Source organism: Pseudomonas sp. AC252 (assembly GCF_979258105.1).
The window spans coordinates 4,606,962-4,622,690 of the sequence record NZ_OZ409837.1 but is presented as its reverse complement, the minus strand read 5'-3'; the positions used below and the strand labels follow the sequence as shown (position 1 = coordinate 4,622,690).

The window sequence follows — 15,729 nt, the reverse complement described above, 5'->3', positions numbered from 1 at the left end:
GCGCTCGATGACTTCAATGTCAGGACTGATGCTATAGACCCGGCGTCCGACGACCAACCTGAAAAAGTCGTCAGAAATATCCCCAAATCTGATCAAACCGCTCCTGTTTCCGTAGGACTCAAACGCAATTTTCAGCGGTTCAATCCGTTGTTGCTTTCAAGGTGGGGAGAGGGACTTTTGACTTACAATGCGCCCCACCTCCAGAAACCGGTTCCGCCCATGGACATCGACCTCGCCCGCACCTTCCTCGAAATCGTCCGTCACGGCAGTCTCGCCGCCGCTGCGCAGAAGCTGTTCGTCACGCAAACCGCGATCACCGCGCGGGTGCAGAAGCTCGAGAGCCAGTTGGGCAGCACGCTGTTCGTGCGCAATCGTGCCGGGGCGAAGTTGACGGCCAATGGCGAAGCGTTCGTGATTTATGCCAATCAATTGGTGCAGACCTGGGAAGCCGCCCGCCGCGACTTGCCGCTGCCCGAGGGGTATCACAACGTGCTGCACATCGGTGGCGAGGTCAGCCTGTGCAACCCGCTGATGCTCAGTTGGGCAGCGGAACTGCGCGAGAAAATCCCCGGCCACGCGCTGCGCATGGAAATCCGCGATGGCGAGAATCTGCTGCGTCAGCTCGAACTCGGTGTGCTCGATGCCGCGCTGGTTTATCAGCCGGAATACTGGCCGGGGCTGCAGGTCGAACAAGTGCTGGAAGAAAAACTGATTCTGGTGCGCGCGCCCGAGCGTCCCGAACCATACGTGTACATCGACTGGGGACCGGACTTCCGCCGCCAGCACGACGCCGCCCTACCGGAAAAAGCCAAAGCCGCGCTGAGTTTCAATCTTGGTCCGCTGGCCCTGCAATACATCCTCGAACACGGCGGCAGCGGCTATTTCCGCACCCGGGTTGTGCGCACTTATCTGGAAACCGGCGCGCTGGAAGCCGTCACCAAAGCGCCGGAATTCGGTTATCCGACCTATCTGGTGTATTCGCGTGATCGCGACTCGGCAGTGCTGCAACAGGCCTTCGACCTGTTGCGCGAAGTGATCCGCACCGATGACGACTGGTCGCAACGCTGGAACCCGTTGAGCTGATCCAGCGCTTGCAGTCCTGAGCATGGCATTTGTGACCTCAAGGTTCGCTCTGCACAAGTCAGCGGATCGGCTAATCTGCCGGGTATAACAACAATACCTACAGGTGAAACGCATTGAGGCAGACCACCGAGGCATTCCGCAGCCGCTACCGTGCGGCCATTCATCCTTTGTACAACCCGTGGCTGCACGGCACGTTTGTCTTGCTGTTCGGGCTTCTGGCGGTGGCTGCTTTCTGGCGCACGGTGCATTCAGTGAGTTGGCTGGAATGGCTGACCGTGCCGTTGACCCTGCTGTTGTTCAACTTCGGCGTGTACATGGTCCATCGCCATTTGGGCCATCACAAAAAAACCTTCGCAAAGATGTTCTACGCGCGGCATGCCGGCGACCATCACAGCTTTTTCACCCCCGGTCACATGACCTACGACAGCGCGCGGGACTGGCGGGTGATTCTGTTTCCAGCCTGGCTCATCGTCATTCATACCCTGGTGATCACCCTGCCCCTGTGGTGGCTGTTCGCGCAGGTCAACGCCAATGTCGCCGGGCTGTTCGCCGGGTGCATGGTGCTTGGCTATCTGCTCTACGAAGTGTTCCATGCCTGCGAACATTTGCCGCCGCAAAATCCGTTGACCCGGTTGCCGTGGATCCGCCAGATGCGTCGTCTGCATGAACTGCATCACCGCCGCGAGCGGATGCAGGAGCGCAATTTCAACATCGTTCTGCCCTTGATGGACTACCTGTTCGGCACGCTGTACCTCGAGCCGGAACCCGCCCCTTTGAGTAATTCGCAAATGCCCATGACGCGCATGCAGCACCAGATCGATATCGCCGGCGAGCCGGTCGCCGTGCTGGCCTATGCCGCCAGCGTCAGTCACTGGCCGGACTGGCATCCCTCCTCATTGAAGATTGACGGTCCGCAAGGACCGCTGCATGCCGGCGCGCGGTTCGAAGAGGACATCCATGCCGGGGGACGGGCCGGCCATTTGCGTTGGGAGGTCACTGAATATCTGCCGGGTCGGCGTTGGTGCGCACGGGCGCAAAGTGATCAGGGCCTGTCGCTACAGCTGACTTACGAGTGTTCGGCGGAGGCTGGCGGCACGCGTTTCGTGCGCACACTGGAATATCGCTTTGACGGTTTGCTCATGCGTTTCGCCAATCGCCTGTTGCTCAAGCGTCGCATTGAACGCGAGTCTGCCGCGTCCATGCTTGCCCTGCGCGACACGACCGCGCAGTACATCGGCGCGGCGAGGGCCAGCGCGTGAAATTACGTTATGTGCTGTGCCTGCTGATCGCTCTGGTCATCGCCTTCTTGTTGTTGCTGCCGACCAAGGTCGAACCGGTGGCCTGGACACCGCCACCGGCGCCGTCATTGAAAGACGGCATCTACGCGGACAACCAGCGCCTGAAAGCCGTGGCAAAGGTCGGGCCGAGCGACATCGAAGGGCCTGAGGCGCTGCTGCTGGAAGACGAATTCCTCATCACCGGATTGCATGACGGCCGGCTGATCCGCAGCAGCCTCGACGGCACGCAGCGCAAGGTTCTCGCCGACACCGGCGGCCGCCCGTTGGGCCTGGCCCGTCATCCGAACGGCATGCTGGTGATTGCCGACGCGGTCAAAGGCTTGCTGTCGCTGGATGCGCAGGGCCGCGTGATTCCCTTGACCACCGAGGCCAACGGTGTGCCATTTGGCTTCACTGATGATGTAGCGGTCGACAAGTCCGGCCACTATGCCTATTTCAGCGATGCCTCGAGCCGCTGGGGCTACGGCCATGACGGCGAGGCAATCATCGAACACGGCGCCGATGGGCGCCTGCTGCGTTACGATTTTCAGAGCGGCAAGACCAGCGTGCTGCTCGACAAGCTGCAGTTCGCCAACGGCGTCGCCCTGGGCCCGGACGAAGCCTACGTGCTGGTGAACGAGACCGGCGCTTATCGCATCAGCCGCTACTGGCTGAGCGGGCCGAAGGCAGGCACTAATGATGTGTTCATCGACAACTTGCCGGGGCTGCCGGACAACCTCTCGTTCAATGGCAGCAATCGCTTTTGGGTCGCGTTGTACGCGCCGCGCAACGCGTTACTCGATGGCACGGCGCAGCACCCGTTCGTACGCAAGATGATCGTGAGGGCGTTGACGATTCTGCCCAAGCCTGTAGAGAAGCGCGGATTCGTGCTGGGGCTGGATCTGGACGGCAAGGTGATTGCCAGTCTGCAAGACGCGAGCGAAGGCAATTACTCGCCGATTACCACCGTACGCGAGTATGGGCAGTGGTTGTACTTTGGATCGTTGAAGGCCACGCATATGGGGCGGATGGGGTTGGATTCGGCGCTGAAGTGAGCCTGAGGGATGTGCATGTAATGGACTGACGCATTCGCGAGCAGGCTCGCTCCCACAGGGGAAATGCCTTTCAATGTGGCAGCAAGCCTGCTCGCGAAGGCGGTCTGTCAGTTGCTGGACCGGTCGAACTTCTCCGGATCTTCATCCTCCGGCAGTTCTTTCACGGTTTTTTCCGGATGCGCAGTGGTATGCGCCGGGCTGTTCGGTTCAGGGCGGGTCGGAATCGGGTCGAAGCCGCCCTGCTCTTCACTGGGGAATTTCGGATCGTTCATGAGGCACCTCGCAACGAGTCGATGGTTTGCAGACTCTGCACATTGGAGGTGCCGTGGGTGGTCGCCGTTCCCTTCGGATGGCGACCACGGGTCAGGTAATTACTGACCGGTCAGCGGCTGCCCGGCCAACCGGGCGACGATCTGCTCCTTGACGATCACGCGCTTCTCTTTGAGCTTCTTCAATTCGTCGTCACTGGGGGCGTCTGACTGGGCGTTCTCGGCCTCGACCACTTCAGTATCCACCTCGAAATACTTGTTGAGCAGCGAATCCAGCTTCGGATCCTCGGAGCGCTTTTGCTCGATCTCATCCTTCTTGCAGCCCAGGTCCTGATACAGATCATGTGAAACCGGCATGAAACACCTCCATCAAATTGATCGACAACCAGCGCGACCGATGCGCTGACTCTTTATCAGCATGGCCTTGCGCAACAGCTTCTGTCGACACCCTGTCAGACCAGCGGTTGCCGTTCGTCGCCCTGTCGTAAATGCGATAAAACCTTTGGCTGGTGCGCTCGCTCCATTGGATAACGCTCACAAAAACCTGCGTGGAGATACCCAATGGACGGATTCAAACTGCGTCATCTCGCTCTGGCTGTTGCACTGTCTGCCGGTATGGGCAGCGCCTTTGCCGCGACCGACAACGATTTTGTCGATAACGCCGCCGCCGGTGGCATCGCTGAAATCGAAACCAGTCGCCTGGCCTTGGAAAAAAGCCAGTCTGCTGACATCAAAGCCTTTGCCAACCAGATGATCACCGATCACAGCAAGGCCAACGACGAGCTGGCGGCGATTGCCAAAGCCAACGACATTGAGGTTCCGGACACCACTACCCTGGTCAAACAGGCCAAGGAAAAGATTCTCGACATGCGCGATGAATCCTTCGATGCGGCCTACGCTAACAACCAGGTCATGGCTCACCAGGAAACGATCGAGCTGTTCAAGAAACAGGCGAACACCGTGACCGATGACAAGACCAAAGGCGCTACGGAGCTGAAAGCGTTCGCGCAGAAAATGCTGCCAGCGCTGGAAAAACACTTGGCCCATGCCAAAGAGCTGCAAGCCAAACACCCGAGCAAGTAACCGCCCGGCAATAAAAAGGCCGCATCCTTCGATGCGGCCTTTTTGCGTTTCAGCGATCAACCGCCATCGGTATCGATATCGGCATCGGTGCTTTCGCCCGGTTCAGGACGGTCCGGGTCAGGCTTGAAGCCGGGGCTGAAGTCGTTGCTGTTGTCATTGTGATGCTGCTTCTGATCGACCTCGGCAGCCGCGCTGTCCGCCTGTCCTTCTTCAGCCGGCGCGGGGGTATTTTGCCCCGGTGTCTGCGGGTCGATGGCGGGGTCGTTGCGGTTAATTGACTCTGAGGACTGATTTTGCTGTTGCGGCGCTTGCTCGTTCATATCCACCTCATTCATAGTCCTGCCTCCTTCTTCCAGCACGACTGGAAAACGTCGGGCATGCAGATTCGAAGCCTGACGCCGCAGATTCGTTCAAAACATCGTTGCCTGCTGCCACGCCGACTAGAGTTAGCGGGGCGTTCGACGCGACAGGCGGAAAAATTCGCCGCTGGGTGAACAACTATTTCATGCGGCAAATGTCAGTCAATTCGCGCCGGTCATTTCGCTGAGCCGGCACCAATACGTAACGGAGCGACACGCACATGGCAGCACTGCAGAACAGCACAGTTGTAGCAATCAAGAACAACCAGGCTCAACTGTTGAGCGAATGGACCAAACGCCTCGAAGCCAGCGGCGCCACGCGCAATCTCAAGGAGCACGACCTCGCTCAGCAAACCCGTGACTTGCTGAGTTTGCTGCTGGCCGGTCTGGAAAACGGCAACGGCAGCAAGATTGCCGCTGCAGGCTGGGAAGACACCCGCCAGTTCCTGGAAAAGTTGTCGCAGAGCCGCGCCCTGCTCGGCCAGGATTCCCAGCAAACCGCCAACTTCATCTTCGCCCTGAAGGGTCCGTTGTTTGCCCTGCTGCAAAACCATTATCAGGACCAGCCGGCACTGCTCGCCGAGCAACTGCTGGAAGTCTCCGAACTGCTCGACACGGTCGGCATGCACACCATCGGTACCTTCCAGAAATCCCGCGAGGCGGTAATCAAGCGTCAGCAGGAAGAGCTGTTGGAACTGTCGACCCCTGTGGTCAAGCTGTGGGACGGCGTCCTCGCCCTGCCAATGATCGGCACCCTCGACTCGCAGCGCACCCAAGTAGTGATGGAATCGTTGCTGCAACGCATCGTCGACACCGGTTCGGAAATCGCCATCATCGACATCACCGGCGTGCCGACCGTTGACACCCTGGTCGCTCAGCACTTGCTGAAAACCGTGACCGCGATTCGCCTGATGGGCGCCGACTGCATCATCAGTGGCGTGCGTCCGCAAATTGCGCAAACCATCGTGCACCTGGGTCTGGACCTGCAAGGTGTGGTGACCAAGGCCAATCTGGCCGACGCATTGAAACTGGCCCTGACTCGCCTGGGCATCAGCCTCGGCAAAGCGGTCTGAGCCGATGGAACGTATTCCGATTCTTCAGATGGGCGATTTGCTGCTGGTGACCATTCAGGTCGACATGCACGACCAGCTCGCCATGACCCTGCAGGACGATCTATCCGAGCGTATCAGCCGGACCTCGGCGCGTGGCGTGCTGATCGACATCTCGGCGCTGGACATGGTCGACTCGTTCATCGGACGCATGATCGGCACGATTTCCGGTTTGTCGAAGATCATGGACGCCGAAACCGTGCTGGTCGGCATGCAACCGGCCGTGGCAATCACCCTTGTTGAGTTGGGTATGACCTTGCCGGGCGTGAGCACCGCGCTCAACGTCGAACGCGGAATGAAACTGCTGCAGGATCGAGTACGCCTGCAATGACCGTGCGCAGCAGCGGTACTCAACCCATCCTGATTGAACAGGACGTGGTGCTGGCCCGCCAGACCACGCGCAAGCTCGCCACCGAGTGCGGCATGCGCCTGATCGACCTGACCAAACTGGTCACCGCCGTCAGCGAGCTGGCACGCAACACCATGGTGTATGGCGGTGGCGGCGACATGGACTGGCAGATCCTCGAGGAAAACGGCCGGGTCGGTTTGCGCATCACCTTCCGCGACGAAGGCCCGGGCATCCCCGACATCAAACTGGCGATGACCGACGGCTGGACTTCCGGCAGCGGCCTCGGCCTGGGCCTGACCGGTGCCAAGCGCCTGGTCAATGAATTCGAACTCGACACTGAGCCCGGCAAAGGCACACGCATAACGATCACCCGATGGACATGAATATCGCCGGGTCGTTGACCCAGGTTTTGCCGATCGAGGACAGCAGCCAGATCGGTCACGCCCGACGCACCGCGCAGAAACTCGCCGAGCAGCACGGCTTCGACGAAAACGATGCCGGGCGCGTGGCGCTGGTCGCGACCGAACTGGCGAGCAATGTGCTCAAGCATGCCCAGCGCGGAGAGTTTCACCTGCGTGTACTGGCGCGGCCAGGTAACGCTTTCGGTATTGAAATGCAGACGGTAGACCGGGCTCAGGGCTTTGATCTGGATGCCTGTCTGGCGGACGGTTTTTCCACGGGCGGCACGCAAGGCATTGGCCTGGGCGCGGTGTCGCGGCAGACCAACGTCTTCGACGTCTATGCCGACCACCGTGGCGCCGTGCTGCTGGCGCGGATCTTTGCGCGTAGTGATCGTCAGGCCGATCTCCGCTTCGGCGTCAGCCAGCATTCGTTGCATGCCGATCCAGCCTGCGGCGACGTCTGGCACCTGGCGTATGAAGGCGCGCGGATCAGCGCGCTGGTGGTGGATGGTCTCGGTCATGGCGAAGACGCCGAGCGCGCAGGCCTGGCCGGGGCACAAGCATTCGCCCGAGCGCCGTTTGCCGACCCCGTGGTGTTGATGGAAGACCTGCATCAGGAAATGCTCGGCACCCGCGGCGGCGCCGTGGCCTTCGCGCAATTCGACAGCCAGCGCGATGGCCTGACATTCGCCGGTGTCGGTAATATCGGCGCCAGCCTGCTCGATCCGGAAAAGTCACGCGGGCTGGCCTCGCATCCCGGCATCGTCGGCGGCCAGTACCGTAAAGCCAAACCTTTTGACTATGCTCACGTGAACGGACATTTATTGATCATGTACAGCGACGGCTTACAGTCCCGTTGGAACCTCAAAGACTACCCCGGTCTGGTGCATCGCCATCCCGCCGTGATAGCCAGCGTCCTGCACCGCGATTTCTGTCGTGGCCGCGATGACGTGACGGTGCTGGTCGTTGACCTGGAGGCCACCCATGGCTGAATCGGCAACCTTGAGCCCTGCTGAACAGGCGGCGCTCATCGCACAGTTGCAACGTGAAAACACTGCCCTGCGCGAAGAACTCGATGAGACCAACCAAGGCGTACTGGCGCTATACGCTGAACTCGACAACCAGGCAGACGAGTTGCGTCAGGCCTCAGATCTGAAGAGCCGCTTCCTGTCGTACATGAGCCATGAATTCCGCACGCCGTTGGGCTCGATTCTGAGCATCAACAGTTTGCTCGCTGACGAACTCGACGGCCCGCTCAGCCCTGAACAGCACAAGCAGGTAGCCTTCGTCAGCACCGCTGCCCGCGAGCTCAGCGACATGGTTGACGATCTGCTCGATCTGGCGAAGATCGAAGCCGGGCGCATCAGCATTTCGCCGGCCTGGTTCGACATGTTCGACCTGTTTTCGGCGCTGCGCGGGATGTTCCGGCCAATCGTCGATGCTTCGGCGGTGGATCTGATCTTTGAAGAGCCGCTGGGCCTGCCGCGCCTGTATACCGATGACAAGAAACTCGGGCAGATCCTGCGCAACTTCATTTCCAACTCGCTGAAATTCACCACCCGTGGCGAAGTGCGCGTGTCGGCGCGACTGGAAGGTGAAGACAAGGTGCGCTTTGCCGTCAGCGACACCGGCATCGGCATCGCGGCCGAGTTGCATGACACGCTGTTCGAGGACTTCTCCCAAGTCGATTCGCCATTGCAGAAGCGTCTGCGCGGCACCGGTCTGGGCCTGTCACTGTGCAAGCGTTTCGCCGCCCTGCTTGGCGGTGAAGTCGGGGTAGACAGTACGCCGGGCGTGGGCTCGACGTTCTTTGTCATCATCCCGCTGGCGATCGCTCTGGAGAACGTCGATGAATCGTGACATCCGCCTGTTGATCGTCGATGACAACGTCGCCACCCGTTACGCCCTGCGCCGACGCCTGGAGCGCCATGGCTACACGGTGCTCGAAGCCGGCACCGGCAGCGACGGCCTGGCCCTGATCGAGAGCGAAGCCCTCGATGCGTTGATCCTCGACGTCAACCTGCCGGACATGAGCGGTTTCGACATCGTCCGCCTGTTGCGCGCCGACCCGCGCACTGCGCTGCTGCCGGTGATTCATGTGTCGGCGGCGTCGATCCAGACCGGCGACATCATCACCGGACTCAACGCCGGCGCCGATGCGTATCTGATTCACCCGGTCGACCCCGATGTGCTGCTGGCGACGCTGCGTACCCTGCTGCGGGTGCGCGACACGGAAAATGCCTTGCGCGAAAGTGAGGCGCGTTTCCGCGAGATTTTCGCTAACGTCTCGGCGCCGATCGCGGTGCTCGATGCCAATCTGAAAGTGCATGAATGCAATCACGCCTTTGCCCAGCTGATCGTCGATAACCGCGACCCGCAGGCGCTGCGTGAATGCTTCGCCGAAGATCAATGCTCGATCCTCGATGAACTGCGTCTGCGTCTGGTCGACGGCGAGCGCTGGAAAGGCACGCTGAACATGAGCGTGCAGGGTGAAATTCGCGAAACCGAATGGCAGATTTCGCCGTATCGCACGCCGGAACTGAGCCTGGTGTTCGTCGAGGACGTCACCGAACACCGTCGGCGCGAGCGTTCGCACCTCGCACGGCTGGATGACACCACCACGCAACTGGCCAAGGAAGTCGCCGAACGCGTGCACGCCGAGGCGCAATTGCTGCAAGTGCAGAAAATGGATGCATTGGGCAAGCTTACCGGTGGTATCGCCCACGACTTCAACAACCTGCTGACCGGGATCATCACCAGTCTGGAACTGATCCAGAAACGCGTGGCCGATGAGCGTCTGGACAAGGTTCAGTTCTACACCGAAGCAGCGCTGAACTCAGCGATGAGCGCGGCCTCGCTGACCCATCGTCTGCTGGCATTTGCCCGTCAGCAGCCGCTCGATACACGGCCGGTGGACATCAACGAGCATGTCCGCTCGCTGGAAGAATTGCTGGTGCGCACCATCGGCGAGCGCATCACCCTCAAGCTGGAACTGACCAACAAACCGGCGATTGCGCTGGTCGACCCGGTGCAGCTGGAAAGCGCCGTGCTCAACCTGGTGATCAACGCCCGCGATGCCCTGCCCTCCGGCGGCAATATCTGGGTCAATACTTACGCCGCTTATTCCCACGGCGATCCGAATCTGGCCGATGGCGCGTACGTGGCGCTGTCGGTACGCGATGACGGCACCGGCATTGAACACAACGTGATCGACAAGGTGTTCGAGCCGTTCTTCACCACCAAGCCGCTGGGCCAGGGCACCGGGCTCGGCCTGTCGACGATTTACGGCTTCGCCCGTCAGTCCGGCGGTGACGCGCACATCCGCAGTGTCGCTCGGCGTGGCACCGAAGTGACCATCATGCTGCCCGGCACCAACGACCCGACCGGGGCCGACGCACCCGTGCCGATGCCTGACGCCAAAGGCAGTGGTGAGCATGTGCTGATCGTCGAAGACATGGCCACGGTGCGTTTGTTCGTCACCGAAGTGCTGGAAGACGCCGGCTATCGCTGCACGCAAGTGGCGGATATCGAATCGGCGCTGGAGCGCCTGCAGAACGACCCGTCCATCGACCTGCTGCTGACCGACGTAGGCTTGCCGCGCATGAGTGGCCGTGAGCTGGCGGATGTCGCCCGTGGCTGGAATGAAGGGCTGCCGATCCTGTTCATGACCGGCTACGCCGAAACCGCGCTCAACCGCCAGGTCTTCCTGGGTACAGGGATGGAAATGCTGGTCAAGCCGTTCCAGATCAGCGAACTGCTCGACAAAGTCCGCCGCACAATCGATGGCGCCTGAACTGGCGCCATCGCTGGCAAGCCAGCTCCCACAAGGGGCATCAGTGTGCGCAGATTTTCGGCAACAACTTGAATTCCTGTGGGAGCTGGCTTGCCAGCGATGGCGGCCAGCAAGGCGCTGCAGTTATCGGCTCAAAGCCCGAGCCAGAAATGGCGCGGTCTTGCTCTTTTTGCTCGCGGCGACTTTTTGCGGTGTGCCGGCGGCGACAATTCTGCCGCCCTGATCACCGGCGCCGGGGCCGATGTCGATCACCCAGTCGCTCTGCGCCACTACACGCATTTCGTGCTCCACCACGATAACCGTGTGTCCCGCCGTCACCAGCGTATCGAGTTGTTCCAGCAACCGATCAACATCCCTCGGGTGCAATCCCGTGGTCGGCTCATCCAGCACATACAAGGTCGCGCCACGCTGACTGCGCTGCAATTCGGTGGCGAGTTTGATCCGCTGCGCCTCACCGCCGGACAATTCCGTGGCCGGTTGCCCGAGGCGCAGATAACCCAGACCAATATCGCGCAGCACTTCCAGCGAACGGCGGATTCCTGCCTGTTCGGCAAACACCGTCACCGCTTCATCGACTGTCAATTGCAGCACCTGGGCAATGCTCAATCCCTGCCAGAGGATCGCCAATGTCTGTGGGTTGTAGCGCGCGCCGTGGCAGGTCGGACATGGCGCATACACGCTGGGCATGAACAGCAGTTCCACACTGACAAAGCCCTCGCCCTCGCAAGTGGCGCAACGGCCCTTGGCGACGTTGAAGGAAAATTGCCCGGCGTCATACCCTGCCGCTTGCGCTTCGGGAGTCGCGGCGAACAGCTTGCGCACGTTATCGAACAATCCGGTGTAGGTCGCCAGATTGGAACGCGGTGTCCGGCCGATCGGTTTCTGGTCAACCTGCACCAGGCGCTTGATCGACTCCAGGCCGGCGCTGATCTGGCCGGTGCTGGGCGGCGGCGCGTCATCTTCCAGGCTCGATTCTTCTGACTCGGCCTCGGCCACCGGACGGCCCAACTGTGCGCCGACCAGTTCCAGCAAAGCCTGACTGACCAGACTCGACTTGCCAGAGCCAGACACACCGGTCACCGAGGTGAAGCAGCCCAAGGGAAATTCGGCGCTGAGATTATTCAGATTGTTGCGCGTCACGCCGTCCAGCTTCAGCCACCCGCTCGGCTTGCGCGCGGTGCGCTCAGGGCGCTGGTTTTCGGCAAACAGATAAGCGCGAGTCTGCGAATCGGCAACATCAGCGAGTCCCGCAGGCGGACCGCTGTACAACACGCGCCCGCCCTTCTCGCCCGCTGCCGGGCCGACGTCGATCAACCAGTCGGCACGGCGCATGGTCTCGACATCGTGCTCGACCACAAACAAGGTGTTGCCGTCAGCCTTCAACCGTTGCAAGGCCTCGAACAGCGCCTCGCCATCCGCCGGGTGCAGACCGGCAGACGGTTCATCCAGCACATAGATGACGCCGAACAGCTGCGACCCCAACTGTGTGGCCAGGCGCAAACGCTGCAACTCGCCCGACGACAACGTCGGCGTACTGCGTTCCAGCGCCAGATAACCCAGGCCGAGATCGGTCAGGGTGCTGACCCGCTCCAGCAAATCCTCAGCGATGCGCTGCGCCGCCAAGCGTTTCTCCAGCGACAGGTTCGGCGTGTGGCGCACGTCCGGCGCGCTGGCGTGACCGCTGGCGCCATGGGCGACCCGTTGCTGGCGGGCCTCGCGGGTTTGCGCATGGCTGAGGGTGTCGCCGTTCTCTTCGGCCTGTTCCAGATAATTTGCCGCTGCTACAGGCCGCAGCACTTCGGCCACTTGCAGCAATGGCATCTGCGACAGCTCACCAATGTCGTAGCCGGCAAAGGTCACCGACAACGCCTCGCGCTTGAGCCGCTTGCCCTCGCACAATGGGCACGGACTGCCGCGCATGAATTGCGAAACACGCTTCTTCATCAGCGCACTTTGCGAGTGGGTGAAGGTGTGCAGGATGTAGCGCCGCGCGCCGGTGAATGTGCCCTGATAACTCGGTTCCATCTTGCGTTTAAGGGCGACGCGGGTTTCTTCCGGGGTCAGCCCGGCGTACACCGGCACCGTCGGCGTCTCTTCCGTGAAGAGAATCCAGTCGCGCTGCTTTTTCGGCAATTTCTTCCACGCAATGTCGACGTCGATACCCATGGTCACGAGGATGTCGCGCAGGTTCTGCCCCTGCCACGCCAACGGCCAAGAGGCCACGGCGCGCTGGCGGATGGTCAGGTTGGGGTCCGGCACCATCAGCGCTTCGGTCACTTCATAGACGCGGCCCAATCCATGACACTCCGGGCAAGCACCCTGCGGTGTGTTCGGTGAAAAGTCCTCGGCATACAGCATCGGCTGTCCCGGCGGGTAACTGCCGGCACGGGAATACAGCATGCGGATCAGGCTCGACAGCGTCGTCACGCTGCCCACCGAGGAACGCGCGCTCGGCGTGCCGCGCTGCTGTTGCAGGGCGACGGCGGGCGGCAGTCCTTCAATGGAGTCGACATCCGGCACGCCAACCTGATCGATCAGCCGCCGCGCGTACGGCGCCACCGATTCGAAATAACGCCGCTGGGCCTCGGCATACAGCGTGGAAAACGCCAGCGATGACTTGCCCGAACCCGAGACGCCGGTGAACACCACCAGCGCATCGCGGGGAATATCGACATCAACGTTTTTCAGGTTATGTTCGCGGGCGCCGCGCACGCGGACCATGCCGGCGGGTGCTTTGGAATTGCGCTTGGAAGTCATCGACCTGCCTTGATTGGAAAACAGTGGCAGCGCTCGGCCTCAAGTGCCGAGCACCTCGCAAATCATCTGCAGCAACGCTTGCGGGCTGTAAGGTTTGCCAAGCAGATGCGTATCGGGGCTGAGTTGGTGGTCGCGGGAAATGATGTCGCGGGTATGCCCGGAGGTGAACAGTACCGGCACCGGCGGCGTCTGCACCTTGGCCCATGCGGCCAGATCCGAACTCTTGATCAGGCCGGGCATGACCACATCGGTGAAGATCAGCTCAATCTCGATGCCTTCCAGCAACATCTGCATGGCGACGTCGCCATTGCACGCGGTCATGACTCGATAGCCTTCTTCGCGCAGCAATTCCACCGCCGAAGCGCGCACTGCGTCGTTGTCCTCGACCACCAGAATGGTTTCGTGGCCGCCGCCTTTGCGTTCGCCGACACTCGCATTCTCTTCGCGGACCGGGCGCAAGCTGCGCGGGAAATACAACTGCACCCGCGTGCCTTCGCCGAGCTTGCTGTCGATCTCGACGTGGCCGCCACTCTGTTTGACGAAGCCGAAGACCATGCTCAAGCCCAGCCCGGTGCCCTGCCCGTCGGCCTTGGTGGTGAAAAACGGTTCGAAGACCTGTTCCAGCATTTGTGGGGCAATGCCCACGCCGGTGTCGCTGACCGCCACGCGAACATACTCACCGGCCGCGATGCCCTTGCCGGCGCAGTATTCGCTGTCCAGGCAGACGTTGGCGGCGCTGAGGCCAATAACGCCCTCGCCCTTCATCGCGTCGCGGGCGTTGATGGCCAGATTGAGAATCGCGTTTTCCAACTGGTTACGGTCGACGTTGATATGCCACGGCTGCGGCGGCAGTTGCACGTCGATCTGAATGGTTTCGCCCAGGGCGCGTTGCAGCAGTTCGCCGACGCCTTCGAAAATCTGCTCGGGGTTGCACACGGCCGGTGACAGCGGTTGCCGCCGGGCAAAGGCGAGCAATTGCGAAGACAGTTTGGCACCGCGCTCGACCGCTGCCAGCGAAGCCCCGACCCGGCGCTGTACGTTGGCATTGTTCGGCTCATGCCGAGCGAGCAGATGCAGGTTGCCGGCGATCACTTGCAGCAGATTGTTGAAGTCGTGGGCGACGCCGCCGGTGAGGCCGCCGATGGCTTCGAGTTTCTGCGATTGACGCAATTGCTCTTCCGCAGCCAGTCGCGCATCCACTTCGGCGGCCACGCGCTGTTCGAGGTTGCGGGTGAATTTGAGCAGGGATTCTTCGGCGTTCTTGCGCTCATGAATATCGATCAGCACGCCGGGGAAACGAAACGGCTTGCCGTCTTCATCGAACTCGCAGGCACCACTGGCCAAGACCCACAGATACTGGCCGTCGCCACGCTGCACGCGGTATTCGGCGTTGTACGGTTCGCCAGTGCGCACGCAATGGGCAACCCGCTCCTGCACCCATCGATGATCCTCGGGATGGATGCGCGATTCGGCGATCTCTTGTTGCAGATCGCTCAGGTCCTGATCCGACGGATAGGAAAAGGTGCGGGCGAAACGTTCGTCAGCGGAGAAGCGATTGTTCTTGATGTCCCAGACAAACGAGCCCAGCAGTGCGCCGGCATTCAAGGCCAGACGCACGCGTTCGTTGTCGGCGCGATAAGCATCTTCCGCCGCCTGGCGCAGGCGCTCGGAATGCACCAGTTCGGTGGTCTCGACGACCATCGCCATGACGCCGCCGGGCACGCCTTCATCGTTGGCCACCGGGCTGTAATACAAATCCATCCAGACATCTTCGGGGACGCCGTCGCGCAGCAATACCAGCTCTTTGTTGCGATAGGACAAGGTGCCACCGGCCAGGCAGGTGTCGACGACGTGACGGTTGAATTCGGCGACTTCCGGCCAGCCCAGCTCAACCGGGACGCCAAGCAGATAGGGGTGGCGGCCGCCGGCGAATTCGGAATAAGCGTCGTTGTAGATCATGTAGCCGGCGTGGCCCCACAGCATCACCATGGGCAACGGCGAAGCCAGCATCAGTTGCACGGTGTTGCACAGGCTGGCCGGCCAGTCGGCGAGCGGACCCAGTTCGGTATGGCTCCAGTCAAACGCCCGAATGCGTTCGGCCATTTCGCCTTTCCAGCCCTCACAGCCGTGGCTTTCGGATAAAAACTGCATCGCCTGACTCAGTGTCCTTTTTTGCGGTTTTCCGATCTATCGC

Annotated in this window: 15 protein-coding genes; 10 read left to right on the top strand and 5 right to left on the bottom strand. The window is 61.1% G+C overall.

The window, feature by feature from the left end:
* The first annotated feature begins 219 nt into the window (after positions 1-219).
* The 3 genes from ACZZZ4_RS21250 (at position 220) to ACZZZ4_RS21240 (ending at position 3,415) form a co-directional block, all read left to right on the top strand.
* Complete coding sequence (locus ACZZZ4_RS21250; protein ID WP_024012724.1) at positions 220-1,083, top strand: LysR family transcriptional regulator; 864 nt, start codon at positions 220-222, stop codon at positions 1,081-1,083.
* A gap of 113 nt (positions 1,084-1,196) precedes the next feature.
* Entirely contained in the window at positions 1,197-2,342 is a 1,146-nt protein-coding gene (locus ACZZZ4_RS21245; protein ID WP_463548686.1) for a sterol desaturase/SRPBCC family protein, read from the top strand.
* A complete protein-coding gene (locus tag ACZZZ4_RS21240; RefSeq protein ID WP_463548685.1) occupies positions 2,339-3,415 on the top strand; it encodes an SMP-30/gluconolactonase/LRE family protein in 1,077 nt (358 codons plus the stop codon). The genes ACZZZ4_RS21245 and ACZZZ4_RS21240 overlap by 4 nt, the downstream gene beginning before the upstream one ends.
* A gap of 107 nt (positions 3,416-3,522) precedes the next feature.
* On the opposite strand, the gene ACZZZ4_RS21235 is transcribed toward ACZZZ4_RS21240, so the two are convergent.
* A complete protein-coding gene (locus ACZZZ4_RS21235; protein ID WP_165368399.1) occupies positions 3,523-3,687 on the bottom strand; it encodes a hypothetical protein in 165 nt (54 codons plus the stop codon).
* Between the two features lie 99 nt (positions 3,688-3,786).
* Positions 3,787-4,041, bottom strand: a complete 255-nt coding sequence (locus tag ACZZZ4_RS21230; protein ID WP_463548684.1) for a hypothetical protein — start codon at positions 4,039-4,041, stop codon at positions 3,787-3,789.
* Positions 4,042-4,245: 204 nt separating this feature from the next.
* On the opposite strand from ACZZZ4_RS21230, the gene ACZZZ4_RS21225 reads away from it, so the two are divergent.
* Complete coding sequence (locus tag ACZZZ4_RS21225) at positions 4,246-4,767, top strand: DUF4142 domain-containing protein (protein ID WP_463548683.1); 522 nt, start codon at positions 4,246-4,248, stop codon at positions 4,765-4,767.
* Positions 4,768-4,823: 56 nt separating this feature from the next.
* Here the strand turns inward: ACZZZ4_RS21225 and ACZZZ4_RS21220 are convergent, their stop codons facing one another.
* On the bottom strand, positions 4,824-5,087 hold the full coding sequence (locus ACZZZ4_RS21220; protein WP_041478793.1) for a hypothetical protein: 264 nt from the start codon (positions 5,085-5,087) through the stop codon (positions 4,824-4,826).
* 260 nt (positions 5,088-5,347) lie between these two features.
* Here ACZZZ4_RS21220 and ACZZZ4_RS21215 point away from each other — a divergent pair, with 260 nt between their 5' ends.
* Genes ACZZZ4_RS21215 through ACZZZ4_RS21190 form a run of 6 tightly spaced genes read left to right on the top strand, consistent with a single transcriptional unit; the run spans position 5,348 to position 10,778 of the window.
* A complete protein-coding gene (locus ACZZZ4_RS21215) occupies positions 5,348-6,199 on the top strand; it encodes an STAS domain-containing protein (protein WP_039758664.1) in 852 nt (283 codons plus the stop codon).
* 4 nt (positions 6,200-6,203) lie between these two features.
* Complete coding sequence (locus ACZZZ4_RS21210) at positions 6,204-6,566, top strand: STAS domain-containing protein (protein ID WP_016774466.1); 363 nt, start codon at positions 6,204-6,206, stop codon at positions 6,564-6,566.
* Positions 6,563-6,967: an anti-sigma regulatory factor gene (locus ACZZZ4_RS21205; protein WP_016774465.1), complete on the top strand. Its 405-nt coding sequence runs from the start codon at positions 6,563-6,565 to the stop codon at positions 6,965-6,967. Before ACZZZ4_RS21210 ends, ACZZZ4_RS21205 begins: the two co-directional genes overlap by 4 nt.
* Positions 6,964-7,977, top strand: coding sequence for an ATP-binding protein (locus tag ACZZZ4_RS21200; protein ID WP_463549299.1), 1,014 nt, complete (start codon positions 6,964-6,966; stop codon positions 7,975-7,977). The genes ACZZZ4_RS21205 and ACZZZ4_RS21200 overlap by 4 nt, the downstream gene beginning before the upstream one ends.
* Positions 7,970-8,845, top strand: coding sequence for a sensor histidine kinase (locus tag ACZZZ4_RS21195; protein WP_039758669.1), 876 nt, complete (start codon positions 7,970-7,972; stop codon positions 8,843-8,845). The genes ACZZZ4_RS21200 and ACZZZ4_RS21195 overlap by 8 nt, the downstream gene beginning before the upstream one ends.
* On the top strand, positions 8,835-10,778 hold the full coding sequence (locus tag ACZZZ4_RS21190; RefSeq protein ID WP_463548682.1) for a response regulator: 1,944 nt from the start codon (positions 8,835-8,837) through the stop codon (positions 10,776-10,778). Before ACZZZ4_RS21195 ends, ACZZZ4_RS21190 begins: the two co-directional genes overlap by 11 nt.
* Before the next feature lie 123 nt (positions 10,779-10,901).
* Here the strand turns inward: ACZZZ4_RS21190 and ACZZZ4_RS21185 are convergent, their stop codons facing one another.
* Positions 10,902-13,535: an excinuclease ABC subunit UvrA gene (locus ACZZZ4_RS21185; RefSeq protein ID WP_463548681.1), complete on the bottom strand. Its 2,634-nt coding sequence runs from the start codon at positions 13,533-13,535 to the stop codon at positions 10,902-10,904.
* Positions 13,536-13,574: 39 nt separating this feature from the next.
* Positions 13,575-15,686: an ATP-binding protein gene (locus ACZZZ4_RS21180; protein WP_463548680.1), complete on the bottom strand. Its 2,112-nt coding sequence runs from the start codon at positions 15,684-15,686 to the stop codon at positions 13,575-13,577.
* Between the last annotated feature and the right edge of the window lie 43 nt (positions 15,687-15,729).

Coding starts and splice junctions, on each gene's coding strand:
- ACZZZ4_RS21225 (WP_463548683.1), top strand. CDS start 4,246: ATGGACGGATTCAAACTGCGTCATCTCGCTCTGGCTGTTGCACTGTCT.
- ACZZZ4_RS21235 (WP_165368399.1), bottom strand. CDS start 3,687: ATGAACGATCCGAAATTCCCCAGTGAAGAGCAGGGCGGCTTCGACCCG.
- ACZZZ4_RS21205 (WP_016774465.1), top strand. CDS start 6,563: ATGACCGTGCGCAGCAGCGGTACTCAACCCATCCTGATTGAACAGGAC.
- ACZZZ4_RS21190 (WP_463548682.1), top strand. CDS start 8,835: ATGAATCGTGACATCCGCCTGTTGATCGTCGATGACAACGTCGCCACC.
- ACZZZ4_RS21230 (WP_463548684.1), bottom strand. CDS start 4,041: ATGCCGGTTTCACATGATCTGTATCAGGACCTGGGCTGCAAGAAGGAT.
- ACZZZ4_RS21215 (WP_039758664.1), top strand. CDS start 5,348: ATGGCAGCACTGCAGAACAGCACAGTTGTAGCAATCAAGAACAACCAG.
- ACZZZ4_RS21185 (WP_463548681.1), bottom strand. CDS start 13,535: ATGACTTCCAAGCGCAATTCCAAAGCACCCGCCGGCATGGTCCGCGTG.
- ACZZZ4_RS21200 (WP_463549299.1), top strand. CDS start 6,964: ATGAATATCGCCGGGTCGTTGACCCAGGTTTTGCCGATCGAGGACAGC.
- ACZZZ4_RS21220 (WP_041478793.1), bottom strand. CDS start 5,087: ATGAACGAGCAAGCGCCGCAACAGCAAAATCAGTCCTCAGAGTCAATT.
- ACZZZ4_RS21250 (WP_024012724.1), top strand. CDS start 220: ATGGACATCGACCTCGCCCGCACCTTCCTCGAAATCGTCCGTCACGGC.
- ACZZZ4_RS21180 (WP_463548680.1), bottom strand. CDS start 15,686: ATGCAGTTTTTATCCGAAAGCCACGGCTGTGAGGGCTGGAAAGGCGAA.
- ACZZZ4_RS21210 (WP_016774466.1), top strand. CDS start 6,204: ATGGAACGTATTCCGATTCTTCAGATGGGCGATTTGCTGCTGGTGACC.
- ACZZZ4_RS21195 (WP_039758669.1), top strand. CDS start 7,970: ATGGCTGAATCGGCAACCTTGAGCCCTGCTGAACAGGCGGCGCTCATC.